The sequence below is a fragment of the Thermovirga sp. genome (assembly GCA_012523215.1).
Lineage (GTDB): Bacteria > Synergistota > Synergistia > Synergistales > Thermovirgaceae > 58-81.
Window position 1 is genome coordinate 1 of sequence record JAAYIZ010000052.1, and the last position, 13,641, is coordinate 13,641.

Here is a 13,641-nt window from a genome sequence, read left to right on the forward strand (position 1 = left end):
GCATGCCGGTGGCTTTCACGATATCCGCGGCATCGGAGCCAAAGCGCGCCTTCATCCTTCCCAGCGGCTTACCCTGGAGGTCCTCGAAGGCCTTCTCTATCGTCTTCACAACGGTCGAATCGGGCGGAATTTCCAGCGCCGGCCGGTCGGAGATGATTTCGTGCACAAAGCGAAGGTCCGGGTCGATTTTTTTCTGCTCTTCAAGGACAGCCATTATTTCCGCTTCCGCCTCTTCGTGGCTTTCTCCCGGGACCAGCCTCCGGTCAATGGAAAAGGTGCTTCGGTCAGCGATTACATTTGTTGCCGTCCCGGCCTGGAGGGTGGTTACGTTTAAGGTGGGGCTTCCCCAGCCGGGGATGGAACGTTTTTCCAGCCGCTTTCCTAGTTCATAAAGCCCCTGGATGGCCCGGATAGATTTTTTCAGGGCGTCAATGCCTTCGCTGGGGTTACTCGAATGAGCGGCCTTGCCCTCAAAGGTGAAACGAGCCCTGAAAATGCCGCTATGGTTTAGAAGAAGCTTCAGCGCCGTTGGTTCCATGTTCAGTCCGAAGTCGCCCTTTATCAACCCCTTGTCCAGGAGATATTTCACTCCGAGCCAGCCACCGTTCTCTTCATCGCAGGTGCAGGTCAGCAGAACGCTACCCATTGGCACAAATCCCATTTCCTTAAGCACTCGGACCGCCATGATCGAGCCGCAGAGGCCTGCTTTCATGTCGTTGGCTCCACTCCCGAAGATCCAGTCGCCTTCGACTCGCCCCGACCAGGGGCCGTCGTATTCCTTTTCCGCCCCCGCCGGCGGGGGAAATACATCCATATGGCCGTTAAAGACAAACCGTGGACCTGGTGAGCCTTCCCACTCCGCCAAAACGTTGGGCCTGCCCTTTTCGGTTTCTTCGATCCGGGGTCTGAGACCTATTCCTTCGATCTCCCTGGCGATTACTTCTGCCACCGCCGCTTCGTCCCCCGTTACGCTTGGAGTCTGGAGGACCTTGGATAGGAAACGGATAATCTCCCGGTGGCGGGCTTTTACCGCTTTTTTGACGTCCCGGGCATTCACCGCGGTCCCTCTTTCGTGGTTGCCGCTCATAGGTCATCACCTCCGCGTAAAAATTCGAGACCGAACCTCCTTAAAAAGGGTCGAAATTCATGGAAAGTTCCTGCCGGGCAAGCCACATCCCCGGTAGCATGGGCAGCCAAAGGGTCAAACCCCGCAGGAGGAGCGTGGCCGCCAGGAGCATCGCCCAGAGGGTGGCAGAATCGAGCAAGAATATTATTGCCTGGAGGAAAATCACTTTGGCCAACAACCGGAGGTTGAAAATGACCCAGGCCGGGACTTTCCCCAGGGCGTCTTCCATGGCCGGGGTGGAGAAGCGCCGCTTAAGGGCGGCCGGTATTTTACTGCTTCCGTAAAGGTTTGCCAGTATCACCGTAGCGGGAACGGCCACGGCGACGACGAGCCCCAACAGGAGCAGGATGCCCCAAGCGCTCCGCATGATCATTTTCTGATTCTTTTTCAACCAGGAGGCGCTGTTTTCTATCATCGCCACAAGGCTTCCGATTTCGGAAGGTCGGGTAATAAGGTCATAACTTGAGGAATCGGAAAAAGGCCCTCTTCGTCGATTCCGAGACGACCAGGTAGAGAAGGGTTATGGACAATAGGGCCGACAGGACCGGCCACGGCAGGGGGACGAACCCGAAGGCCCGGCCCACCGGGAGAAAGGGCAGCGCTACGGCGAGGAAACCCAGCAGGGTGGAGGAAATAAGGATAAATGTCCCGGGGCGGCTCCTGTAGAAAGGTCCGTAGGTCCTCACTACGAAAAGCACCAGCAGTTCCGTCAGCAGGGATTCGATGAACCACCCGGTTCGGAAAAGGCTTGCCGCGCTTCCCGCCAGCCTGAGGAGGGCGTAAAAGGTCAACAGGTCAAAGGCGGTACTCACCAGTCCGAAGGTGATCATGAAATTCTTTATTATTTTGATGTTCCACCGATGGGGTTCCCTTTCCCATTCCTGGTCCACCCGGTCTCCGGCGATCCCCACGGAAGGGATGTCCGTCATAAAGTTGTTGAGGAGCACCTGCTTGGCCAAAAGGGGGAGGAAGGGAAGGAAGAGCGAACCCGCCGCCATGCTTATCATGTTTCCGAAGTTGGCGCTCGTGGTGATGAATATGTATTTTATCGTGTTGGCGAAGGTCCGGCGGCCGATCTGGATCCCCTGGCGGACCATGTCCAGGCTGTGCTCCATCAGGACGAAGTCGGCCGCCTCCTTGGCGACGTCCACGGCTTTGTCGACCGAGATGCCGACATCGGCGGCGTTAAGAGCGGGCGCATCGTTGATGCCGTCGCCCAGGAAGCCCACCACCGACCCCATTGTCTGGAACGCCCGGATGATCCTTTCCTTCTGGTTGGGGTCTACTTCGGCGAAAATATCGACATGTCCCACAAGATGCCACAGGGCTTCATCCCTCATCCCCGACAGTTCTGAGCCGGTAATGACACGGTTGGTCTTGACCCCGACGGCGCCGCCGACGTGGCGGGCCACGTAGCGGTTATCCCCCGTTATCATCTTGAGGCGCACCCCGAGAGAACGGAGTTCGTCCAGTTCCTCCGCCACCCCCTCCGCCGGGGGGTCGGAAAACCGCAGGTAACCCAGGAACTCCAGGTCCTTCTCATCCTGTTCCTTTTGGTCGTCATCGACAGCCTTCCGGGCGATGCCGATGACGCGGTACCCTTCCATGCTCCAGGAGGCGAAGCGCTCCATGATCTCCCCGCGGGTGCCGTCGTCCATGTCATCGATGGTGCCGGCCCTGTCCACCCTGGTGCACATTTCGAGCACGTTCTGCATGGCGCCCTTGGTCACCAGGAAATTTTTCCCCTCGGGGGAGGCTACCAGGACGCTGAGCCTCTTGCGCACGAAATCGTAGGGGATCTCGTCGAGTTTCCGGTAACCTTCCTCTGTAAGGCTCCTGGATTTTGGGTGCGCCAGGATGGCTTCATCCAGGGGGTTTGAAAGTCCCGACTGGAAGGAGGAGTTCAGGAACGCCCATTGGAAGACCTCTTCCGACGGGTTCCCCTCGGCATCGAGCGCCCCTTCGATCTTCATGACACCTTCGGTCAGGGTCCCGGTTTTATCCGAGCAGAGCACGTTCATGCTTCCCAGGTTCTCTATGGCATTGAGCCTTTTGACAATGACCCCATGGGCCGCCATGTTCTGGGCACCCCGGGAAAGGGTAACACTGAGAATGACGGGAAGCATTTCAGGCGAAAGGCCGACGGCCAGGGCGACGGCGAAAAGCATGGTTTCGATAAGCGGCCTTTTAAGCATCACGTTGGCGAAGAAGATGGCGAATACGATGATCACCATGACGTGCAGGAGGAGGCTCCCGAAACGCCTGAGCCCCCTCTCGAACTCCGTTTCGGGGGGCGTCGCCGCCAAAGGAGCGGCTATCTCTCCAAGGGCGGTCTGACTGCCGGTCCTGACGACAAGGAATGTTCCCGTGCCGCTCCTGACGGAGGTCCCCATGAAGAGACAGTTGCTTCTTTCGGCGGTGGTGGAATCTTCGGGCACTTCACCGGGGGCTTTTTCCGCCGGGAAGGTTTCCCCCGTGAGGAGAGCTTGGGAGACGAAGAGGTCGCGGGATTCGAGCAGAACCCCATCGGCCGGGATCAGGCTGCCGGCCGATACCTGGACGATATCCCCGGGAACGATCTCTTCGGCGGGGCAGGATACGGCGCTGCCGTCACGGAGTACCTGGGCCTTTATCCGCACCCGTTGACGCAATTTCTTCACCGCCTCGGAAGCCCGGTATTCCGATACAAAACTGAGGACGGTGCTTCCCAGGATGATGGCGAGTACGATGAGGGACTCCAGCCAGTTGTGGGCGAAGAGCGACACGGTGGAAGCAAAAAGGAGGATGAGAACGAGGGGGTTGCGGAACTTGTCTAGGAACATCCGGAGAGGACCGGCAACTTTCGAAGCGGCGGCAAGGTTCGGGCCGAATATCTCCAGGCGTTCCCTCGCAGCGGGCGAACTCAGCCCTTCCGGGTTGCTATCCAGGGCCGACAGCAGTTCTTGCCGGGTTTTGCTCCAGTATTTTGGCGGAACCTCGCTCAACGAAGGGGCCATGGGATTTCAACTTCTCCAGGTGGTTTTTCGTTCATTTCCCCTTAGACTTCCAACCTCTGGGTACATTCTGGACGACTTCATGAAAACAAGTCAAGGAGACCTTCTCGCTGTGCGATCGATCCCCGTGGCCACGGGAAACAGCGGCAAGAAGAAACCGGACGGGGGAGGTCCCGTCCGGTTTTTCATTTTTACAAGGGGCCTGTTTCATTGGACCGGTATCCTGATCGGCACCTTGCCTCCTTCAACCCCGTCGGGTCCCGTCACGCTCACGTAATAGAAAAGGTCACCGCTTCCGGGGGCGACGCGCAGACTGGCCTGGCAGGTTTCGCCCGAGCCTTTTTTGGTGAAGGTCCCGTCGGCACGGCGCTCGTACCAGGTTATCTCGCCTTCACCTTCGCCCAGGTTTGCCTTGAGTTCCACCGTTTTCGACACCGAACTGGAGCCCGTCGGGGCCTCGACCGGCTGGACGGGTTCGACCACCAGGTGGTGGTTCGGGTCGAGAATGCGGGTCGGATCATAGAGAGCAATGTACTTAGAGGCGATCGGCGCGATGTGCATGGCGTTGCCATTGACGCCGGCGTGATCGAAGAGGCCCGCGAACCAGAGTTCCTCGCCCCTCACGGCGTGGACCACCTCGGAGCCCACCACGTGAGCCTGGCCTTCGCGGAGCAGGCCGCCGCCCACCGGGCTCAACTCGTCCGTTTGTATGTCAAGAATAGCGACGTTGTGCAGTTGGTTCCACTTTTCATCGTAGATGAAGCTGCCCGTAAGAAGGAGGCGCCTCTCGTCGAGCCAGGTCATCTGGACGACATCGCGGGACACGCCTCCCGTGGAGTTGGCAGGGCCCCAGGTGTCGGTTTCAGCGTCGTAGCGGGCCAGTCCAAAGGTCTCCCTGGAGTGGCGCGAGAGGATGTCGGGGTCGCGGTCGACGATGCCCAGGGTGCCGCCGGCGTAGAGGTTGCCCTTCTTGTCAAGGGCCAAAGCGCGAACCCGGGGGAACCCTTCCTGCAGGAACCCGGAGTAGTTGTTGAAGCCGGGTTCATGGGTCCTCGCGGGTAGCCCCGGCAGTCCTTCCGGGTAGTGGTCCACGTCGAGTTCGCTCAGGTGGGTGAAGTTGCCCAGCCCGACGGGGCGCCAGTCGTCCGCTTCGTGGTCCCATCGAGCCACGTTGTAGGCCATCCGGGCGTGGGTGGTCGGCACGGGACCGTAGAAGTTGAAGGTCCCCGCCACGTAGATTCCTGCGGGGTCCTGGGTGGTATCGAGGACGATGCTGTATATTCCCTTGACGGGCTTATTCATATCCTCGGCCTTGAGGTCGCGACCCATGATATGGTACTCGCCGTCGGCGTCGATGCGGAGAGCGGCGGCGATGTCCAGTGGGTGGTCGACGTCGGGCATTTCGAGGGCCGGTGCCCAGTTGCCCACCAGGTAGAGATCGCCCGTGCGTTCATCGAAGGCTATGTCGTTGATCACGCCCGTTCCACCGCGGGCCGAGTTGCCCACGACTTCCTGGCCACGGTAGGTCCCCCTTACCTGGGACCAGCTGTTGTCGGCCGGGTCATAAAGGCCGATGCCGCTATGGCTGCTGATGGCGCCGTAGGCATATAGCTTGCCCTGTATGGTCTTGACGCCTTCCGGCGGGCTCTGGATCCCGTCACCGCCCGACCAGGCCAGCCGTTCATAGCCGCGCTCGGGGTGGAGGCTCCAGACAAACCAGCGGGTTCCCTTTTCTGCTTCCCAACTGCCGCCAAAGTAGAGGGTGTCATCGATCCAGGCGATGCCGGCTATGTCCGGCGTGCCGATGCCGTCGTTCATGCCGGTGACCTTGCGGGTGTCGTTACGCTCGGGGGCCGTGAAAGCACGGGACCAGTGCTCCGACCCGGCGGGCGTTCCCGTCGTGGGGATATGCTCCACGTACCGGGCGTTGATCTTCTCGACCGCCGGCGGTTCCGCGATGAAGTCCACCGCAGGGTTCCAGCGCGCGATATATTGGGATTGCCAATCGGCAGGAGCTTTGTCCCCGAAGTTGTCGGGGCCGATATGATTGAAATCTCCGGCGCAATAAACATCCTGGCCGTGGATGGCCAGGCGGGCCTCAGGCATGACCCTCGATGAAAGACCCGATCCGAGGGTGTGCCAGGTGTCCGTCGCCGGATCGTAGGCTACCACGCAGTGGGCGGGATCGCCGTTCTTGAAGCCGTCGTAGAACTCGCCTTCCGTCTTTCGTCCCCCGAAAGCCCCGGAAAAGTAGATGAGCCCATCCGCAGCTTTTTCAATGCTGAAGACATCTCTTCCCACGCCCCCCCGTCCGGTCGGGTCGGTCCAGGCGTTCTTTTCCCGGTCCCAGCGGGCTATGCCGCGGAGAGGCTCCTGGTCCTTCCCTTCGGAAAAGCTTCCCACTATCCATAGGTCGTCGCCGTCGATCAGGAAGTCGCGGACGACGACGGAGTCGAAGGCGATGAAGTCGCCGGCCCGCTGGAGGATTCCGTCGGCCTTCCCGAAGGAACCATCCCTGGGGAAGTCGGCAGGGTAGGGCATCCAGCCCGCATCCTCGCGCCAGGCGGCGAAGCCGGTGGAGTAATTGGCCGTGGAAAGAGTGCTGCCCGGCTCAATTCCGTTCCCGCCGAGGTAGTGCCAGGTCCCGCCGATATATACCGTGGACGGATTGGTGGAGGTGTCGATGAATATCCGGTGAACGCGGGGATGGGCGCCGCCCGGCCCGGAGGGGATGATCTCGTAGGTGCCCGTTCCGAAGTTGAACCGGTGGAAAGCGTTGCTCCTCGTGGGAAGTTCAAGGGGTGTGCCCGCGAAGGAGCCGCCAATGTATAAATAGTTGCCCTGCGGGTCGTACTCGAGGGATTGGATAGATCCGCCGGGGCTAATGGTACCGTTGTACTGCACCCGTCCCAGGGGGCGCCAACGGTCAGGGCCGGGCTCGTTGGGGTCGAAGACAGCCAGAGCGTTGACCCCGTGATAGCGGTTGCCGCCGGGGTTATCGAGCCGCATGAATTCGCCGCCGACCACGAGCCTACCATCGGGAAGGAAGACGAAATCGTCGATGACGCCGTCGGGGCCGACGCCTCCGTGGGAGGTGTGGAAGAAGGCCACCACTTCATAGCCCTTTTCCGGCGACCATGTCCAGAGATGCCATGACTGGTTCGACAATTTTTTGCTTAAGTCGCGGGCGTCGGCGCCCGCTTCCCATACGCCGGCGAACCACAGTTTGCCGTCGTGCCATTTGACCCGTCGTACCGACGGGGCGCCCGTTCCGTCGGCCATTCCCGTCGCGGCGGACATCTGGGTTGACTGGGCAGGCTTGGGAAACTGCCTGGACCAGTGTTCATCACCCTCGGCGGCGAAAACGGCGGGGATCAACATCGAGGCCGTGACCAGCATCGCCAGGGATGCCATCACTACCCCTTTGCAGCAGGAAGAACGAAGCCTTGACCAGGCCATGGCCGAAGATTTCAAGACAGATCCCTCCTTCTCTCTTATGGTCCCTCGGATTTTTTCACGGTTGGCTTTGGTAGAGCCATATTTGCATATATCGGCCCATTCTACAACTCCATGAGCCGCGGAACCTGGCCCAGCTCCATCCTGCTCCGCGGCTAGGCGGCGTCGCGGCTCCTATTTTTGTGGTAGGCGCCCTTGAGGTACCTGTCGAGGACGACGGCTCCGATGAAGACTATTCCCTTTATCACCTGCTGCAGGTAGCTGGAAACACCCAGGATTCTCAGGCCGTTGTCTAGGAAACCCATAATGAGGACGCCCGTCAGCGTCCCCCGTATGGTTCCGACCCCCCCAAAGAGGCTGGTGCCCCCGAGGACGACCGAGGCTATGACGTCCAGTTCCAGGCCCATACCTATGCCGGGCTGGGCGCTCCAGAGGCGGCCCACCATGAGGAGCCCTGCGAGGCCCGCCGTGGCTCCGCTTATGGCATAAACGGACACCGTGATCTTCCCCGTGGGGATCCCCGCGAAATGGGCCGCCTCGGGGTTGTCGCCCAGGGCGTAGACGCCGGTGCCGAAGGATGTGAAACGAAGCAGGATCCAGGCCGCTGTCGCGCAGGCCAAGAGGATCACCCCCGAGACGGGGAATCCCGAAAGAGTGGCCCAGCCGGCGAGGTTGAAGGCCGGTGATGTGCCCGAGATGGGGTTTCCCTGGGTCAGGAGCAGGGTAAGCCCCCTTGCTGCCGCCATCAGGGCGAGGGTGGCCATGAAAGGCGGGACCCGTCCCCAGTGAACCAGCAGACCCGAGGATAGGCCGCAAAGGGCCCCAGCCAGTATCGCCACGGCCCAGGCCGTTGGCCAGGGGAATCCGGCGTGAACGTTGAACCACGCCCCCAGGGCACCCGAAAGGGCCACGATGCTCCCCACCGAGAGATCGATGCCGCCGGTGAGGATGACGAAGGTCATCCCAACGGCGCAGATGCCCATGACCGCGGCCTGGCCCAGGACGTTCGTCATGTTGGACAAAGACAAGACTCCAAGGTCCCTCGAGGCCAGGATGGCCAGGAGAGCGGCCAGCACCGCCAGGTTGCCGTGTTTTCTCCAGTTAAGGTGCGCCAAGGGTTGTGCCTCCCGCGGCGGCCAGCATGATCTTTTCGCTGGTTGCCTGCTCTTTCGTGAAAAAGGCCTCGATATGGCCTTCCCTCATTACGGCTATGCGGTCGCTCATGCCGAGAATTTCGGGCAGTTCCGAGGAAACCATGATTATGGCCATGCCCTCGTGGGTCAGGCGGTTCATCAGGTGATGAATCTCCGCCTTGGCGCCCACGTCGATTCCCCTGGTCGGCTCATCGAGGATGAGGATCTCGGGCGTGACGCTGAGCCCCTTGGCTATGACGACCTTCTGCTGATTGCCGCCCGAAAGGCTCTGGACTTCCTGGTCCAGGTCCGCGAACCGGACGTTCAGTTCTTCCGTCAGGCGCAAAGCTTCCCTGCGCCTGAGACCGCCCTTTACGAGGAACAGCCCGTAAAGACGGCGCAGCAGTTGGAGGACCGTCACGTTATCCTCCACGGACCGGTTGAGGAAGAGCCCCTGCGTCTTGCGATCCTCGGGGACAAGGAAGAGCCCTTTCTCCAGTGCGACCGAGGGGCGACGGATTCGAGCCTCGCGGCCCTTTATACGGATGGTGCCTTTTTGAAAGGGCTCGAGGCCGAAGAGACAGCGGGCCACGTTGCTGCGGCCGCTCCCCACGAGGCCCGAAAAGCCGAGTATCTCGCCCTTCCTGACATCGAAGTTTATATCCTTCAGCACCCCGTCCCGGGATAGGCCTTCCACTTCCAGTACCGTTTCCCCCAATGTCGGGGTTTCCCTGGGGAAAAGGGTATCGACGCTCCGGCCGACCATGAGGCGCACCATGCCCTCCTGGTCGAAGTCGCCCATGGAGCCGCCGCCTGCGTGCGCTCCGTCCCTGAGCACGGTGACGGTGTCGGCGATGCGGAAGACCTCCTCGAGACGGTGGGAGATGTAGATTATTCCCACGCCCTGGCTTCGGAGTTCCTCCATGAGTTCGAAAAGGTTTTTCGTCTCCCTGCCTGAAAGGCTCGACGTGGGCTCATCCATGGCGAGGACCTTCACGTGAAGTGAAAGGGCCTTGGCAATCTCCACTAGTTGCCGCTCACCCGGGATCAGGGTTTGAACCTCGCGATCGGCGTCGAAGGTGGCATGAACCCGTTCAAGTATTCGTCGTGCCTCGTTGCGCAGGGTTACACGATCCAGGAAGAGGCCCTTCCGAGGCTCCCGGCCCAGGAAGATATTTTCCGCTACCGAGAGGTGGGGAGCAAGGCTCAGTTCCTGGTGTATCACGGCGATGCCCGCTTTAAGCGCGTCCCTGGGGCTTTTCCAGTCCACGTGCCGTCCTTCGAAAAGTATTTCGCCTGAATCGGGGGTGTGGATACCCGAAAGGATCTTCACCAGCGTGGACTTCCCGGCGCCGTTCTCGCCGACCAGGGCGTGGATCTCGCCGGCCCTGACGCTGAATGCCACGTCGTCCAGGGCGTGCACACCGGGAAAATATTTATGGATTCCCCTTACGCTGAGCAGTTCTCCCAAAAAAATATCCCCCTTCCCCGTTCATGCGAGGGCGAACCGTGGCATACTGGTAAAAAGGTTTATAATAGACACAGTAAAGTATACCCTTTCGTGCGGTCCGAGAGGGTTGACGGTTAAAAAAAGGAGGTTCCGAGCTTGGCCAGGGCGGTGGTCGTCGGGTCGGTGAACATGGATCTGGTCGTCGAGGCCGGAAGGCTGCCCCGCCCGGGGGAAACGCTTCTGGGCGGGCGTTTCAGCATGGCCGGCGGCGGAAAAGGAGCCAACCAGGCCGTAGGGGCCGCGCGCCTTGGAGCATCGGTCGCCTTGGTGGGGGCCGTGGGGGGCGACAGGTTCGGGGAGATGATGCGATCGGCCCTGGAGGAGGAGGGTATCGAATGCGGCAGTGTAGCCTCGAGGCAGGGCGAAGCCACCGGCGTAGCGCTCATCACCGTCCTACCCGGGGGAGAGAACTCCATCATCGTCGCCCCGGGAGCGAATGCCACCGTCGGCAGCGATGATATCCGCGAGTCTTTGCCGCTGTTCGAGGTGGCCGATGTACTCCTGGTCCAACTGGAACTTCCCGTGGAGACTGCCGTCGAAGCATTGAGGCTGGGTAAGGCCTCGGGCGCGTTGACGGTTTTCGACCCTGCCCCGTACAGGGCATTGCCCGAAGAAACTTGGGGATTCGTGGATATAGCGGTGCCGAACAGGTTGGAACTGGCCGAATTTGCCGGCACGGAGGATCTGGAGGAGGGCGCCAGGAGGCTGCTTCAAAAAGGAGCGGGAGGCGTGGTGGCGACCCTTGGCTCCGAGGGGGCGCTGATCTGCCGCGGGGAGGCAATGGGACGAGTGGAGGCTTTCAGCGTAAAAGCCGTGGACACCACCGGCGCGGGCGACGCCTTCTCGGCCGCTTTGGCCGTTTCTCTCGCCGAGGGGAAGCCTCTTTGCGAGGCGGCCCGATTTGCCTCGGCGGCAGGGGCGCTGGCCTGCACCGTCGTTGGTGCCCAGCCCAGCCTGCCCTTGAGGCGGCAGGTGGAGGAACTCCTGGGGGAGGTCTCCGGAGCCGGCCCGAAATCCTAGGGGAGGTGTAAGGCCGTGAGGAGAGGAGGTTTGCTGCATCCCGGATTGAACCTACATATATCGCTGCTGGGCCATACGGACCGCTTCTGCGTGGCCGACGCGGGTCTGCCGATACCGGAAGGGGTCCCGAGGATCGACCTCGCCCTTGTCCCGGGCAAGCCTTCGTTCGAGGAAGTGCTTGAGGCGGTGCTCGAGTCCGTCGTGGTGGAGCGGGCCTTCTGTGCCGGCGAAGCGTCGGAGGATCTCAAGAGTCTCTTGAAACAGCACCTGGGGCCGGACTGCCGGTTAGAGGAGGTCTCCCACGAATCGTTGAAGGATATGCTCGATCTTGTGAGGTTCGTGGTGCGAACGGGGGAATGCACGCCCTACGCCAACGTGATACTCCAGTCGGGGGTCTTCTTCTGAAGATGGGGAAAGCGGGTGGCCTCACCAGGAAGGCTCTTTCGAGCTCGTACTTCGTTCTGGGGTCGATCCTGGCAGCCCTTTGCGTGATGCTGGCCCTGATGGAACCCCGGTTTCTGACGGTGAGCAATTTCATAAACATCCTGCGCCAATCGTCGATACTGGGGATAATCGCCCTGGGCATGACCTGCGTGATCCTGGTCAGGGGGATAGACCTGTCGGTGGGCAGCGTGGTGGCCCTCTCATCCCTGGTAGGAGCGGCTTTGGTGAGAGGAGGCGCACCCTTTTACGCGGCTTGGGGAGCGGCGCTCCTCATCGGGGGAGCCTGCGGGGCTCTTAACGGGTCCATCGTGGCCTGGCTCAAGATACCCCCTTTCATCGTTACCCTGGGGATGATGGGGGCGGCCAGGGGTGGTGCGCTCCTTTTTACTGGAGGCGCCCCCATAAGCGGTTTCCCCGATTCTTTCCGGTTGCTGGGTACGGGCTGGTTTGCCGGAATCCCCCTGCCGGTTTTGGTTTTCGTCGGCGTTTTCGTTGCGCTTTTCATTTTGCTCGAACTTTCGGTCTGGGGTGAGCAGGTTCGCTCCATAGGCTCCAACCCGGTGGCCGTCTGGGGGTCGGCCATCCCGGTCCCGGTGATCACGGCATCGGTCTTCGTGCTGAACGGGGCTCTCGCGGGCTTGGCCGGGCTTGTACTCGCGGGGCGCCTCGACGCCGCTCAGCCCACGGCGGGGCTGGGTTACGAGTTTGGAGCCATCGCGGCCGCCGTTTTGGGGGGGACCCAGTTCTCCGGCGGGAAGGGGACCCTTTTCGGGACCATGATGGGGGTCCTGATAATGGGAATAATAGGGAATGGTATCAACATCCTGAACGTGAACCCCTTTTACGAACAGGTTGTAAGGGGCCTGGTAATAGCGCTGGCCCTTGTCTTTTACGGCCGAGTGTCGGCCAGGAGCCCGGCCTAGGTTGTCTTCAGCGGGTCGGGGGAGGAAAAAATCAACGGAGGTGGAAAGCGATGAAGAGAAAGCGTCTGTTGTCGGTGTTCTTGGCGGGTCTGCTGGTCCTTTCCTTGCCTCTCGCGGCGTCGGCGTCTCAAACTCTGGGCGTGGTCATTTCCACGCTGAACAACCCCTTCTTCGTGACGCTCAAGGACGGGGCCGAGGAAAAGGCCAAGGAACTCGGGGTGGAACTGGTCATCTTCGACGCGCAGGACGATTCCGGCAAGATGACTTCTTCGATGGAGGACCTGGTTCAGAAAAAGGTGGGTGCCATCCTGGTGAACCCCACCGATGCCGATGCGGTGGTGCCCTCCATCCTGAAGGCCAACGCGGCGGGCATACCGGTATTCACCATCGACAGGGGAGCGACCTCGGGCGAGGTGGTCACCCATATCGCCAGCGACAACGTTGCCGGTGGCAAGATGGCGGGCGAGTTCCTGGCGGAACAGATTGGTGGTTCCGGCAAGGTCGTAGAATTGGTGGGGATCCCCGGGACGTCGGCGGCCCGAGATCGGGGCAAGGGTTTCCACGAGGCGATGGAGAAGTACCCCAATATCGAGATCGTGGCCTCCCAGGCGGCGGACTTCAACCGCGACAGGGGGCTTGCGGTCTTTGAGAACATCCTCCAAGCGCAGCCCGAGATCGACGGGGTCTTCGCTCATAACGATGAAATGGTCCTTGGAGCCATCGCGGCCGCCGAGGCGGCCGGGCGGAAGGGCATTGTGTTCGTCGGTTTCGACGCCGTCGATGATGCCGTAAAAGCCGTGAAGGATGGCAAACTCGCCGCCACCGTTGCCCAGCAGCCGAAGGAGATGGGACTCCTCGGTGTCGAGTATGCCGTCAAGTACCTTAACGGTGAGACCATTCCCGACAATGTGCCCGTCCCCCTCATGCTCGTGACGGAGTAGCAGGCGGTCCGATCGGTCAACCCTGCTCCTGAACAGAAAGTAACGGGAAAATAGCGGGGTCAGACCTACACTTTTGACATTTCCGCATTTTTGGC

Annotated in this window: 10 protein-coding genes; 4 read left to right on the forward strand and 6 right to left on the reverse strand. The window is 61.0% G+C overall.

What is annotated here, in order from left to right:
• The 6 genes from GX108_01690 to GX108_01715 all read right to left on the reverse strand — a co-directional run.
• A partial coding sequence (locus GX108_01690) for a M20 family metallopeptidase (GenBank protein ID NLO55758.1) occupies positions 1–1,087 on the reverse strand: 1,087 nt, incomplete at its 3' end.
• Positions 1,088–1,127: 40 nt separating this feature from the next.
• Positions 1,128–1,541 (reverse strand): hypothetical protein, encoded by a 414-nt coding sequence (locus GX108_01695; protein ID NLO55759.1) that lies wholly within the window; start codon positions 1,539–1,541, stop codon positions 1,128–1,130.
• Between the two features lie 40 nt (positions 1,542–1,581).
• The gene (gene mgtA / locus GX108_01700; GenBank protein NLO55760.1) at positions 1,582–4,122 is read right to left on the reverse strand and encodes a magnesium-translocating P-type ATPase; all 2,541 of its coding nucleotides are present in this window, start codon (positions 4,120–4,122) and stop codon (positions 1,582–1,584) included.
• A 204-nt stretch (positions 4,123–4,326) separates the two neighbouring features.
• On the reverse strand, positions 4,327–7,593 hold the full coding sequence (locus tag GX108_01705) for a hypothetical protein (GenBank protein NLO55761.1): 3,267 nt from the start codon (positions 7,591–7,593) through the stop codon (positions 4,327–4,329).
• A 137-nt stretch (positions 7,594–7,730) separates the two neighbouring features.
• On the reverse strand, positions 7,731–8,588 hold the full coding sequence (locus GX108_01710) for an ABC transporter permease (protein NLO55762.1): 858 nt from the start codon (positions 8,586–8,588) through the stop codon (positions 7,731–7,733).
• A gap of 88 nt (positions 8,589–8,676) precedes the next feature.
• The gene (locus GX108_01715) at positions 8,677–10,185 is read right to left on the reverse strand and encodes a sugar ABC transporter ATP-binding protein (GenBank protein NLO55763.1); all 1,509 of its coding nucleotides are present in this window, start codon (positions 10,183–10,185) and stop codon (positions 8,677–8,679) included.
• Positions 10,186–10,314: 129 nt separating this feature from the next.
• On the opposite strand from GX108_01715, the gene rbsK reads away from it, so the two are divergent.
• The 4 genes from rbsK to rbsB are packed head-to-tail and all read left to right on the forward strand — an operon-like array spanning position 10,315 to position 13,546.
• The gene (rbsK, locus tag GX108_01720; GenBank protein NLO55764.1) at positions 10,315–11,238 is read left to right on the forward strand and encodes a ribokinase; all 924 of its coding nucleotides are present in this window, start codon (positions 10,315–10,317) and stop codon (positions 11,236–11,238) included.
• Between the two features lie 15 nt (positions 11,239–11,253).
• Complete coding sequence (gene rbsD / locus GX108_01725) at positions 11,254–11,643, forward strand: D-ribose pyranase (protein ID NLO55765.1); 390 nt, start codon at positions 11,254–11,256, stop codon at positions 11,641–11,643.
• A 2-nt stretch (positions 11,644–11,645) separates the two neighbouring features.
• Positions 11,646–12,605 (forward strand): ABC transporter permease, encoded by a 960-nt coding sequence (locus tag GX108_01730; GenBank protein NLO55766.1) that lies wholly within the window; start codon positions 11,646–11,648, stop codon positions 12,603–12,605.
• Positions 12,606–12,655: 50 nt separating this feature from the next.
• Complete coding sequence (rbsB, locus tag GX108_01735) at positions 12,656–13,546, forward strand: ribose ABC transporter substrate-binding protein RbsB (protein NLO55767.1); 891 nt, start codon at positions 12,656–12,658, stop codon at positions 13,544–13,546.
• Positions 13,547–13,641 lie beyond the last annotated feature (95 nt).

What these genes read in the sequence shown, in the direction of transcription:
- GX108_01710 (NLO55762.1), bottom strand. Translation starts at nt 8,588, where the DNA reads ATGACGAACGTCCTGGGCCAGGCCGCGGTCATGGGCATCTGCGCCGTT.
- rbsB (NLO55767.1), top strand. Translation starts at nt 12,656, where the DNA reads ATGAAGAGAAAGCGTCTGTTGTCGGTGTTCTTGGCGGGTCTGCTGGTC.
- GX108_01730 (NLO55766.1), top strand. Translation starts at nt 11,646, where the DNA reads ATGGGGAAAGCGGGTGGCCTCACCAGGAAGGCTCTTTCGAGCTCGTAC.
- mgtA (NLO55760.1), bottom strand. Translation starts at nt 4,122, where the DNA reads ATGGCCCCTTCGTTGAGCGAGGTTCCGCCAAAATACTGGAGCAAAACC.
- GX108_01695 (NLO55759.1), bottom strand. Translation starts at nt 1,541, where the DNA reads ATGATAGAAAACAGCGCCTCCTGGTTGAAAAAGAATCAGAAAATGATC.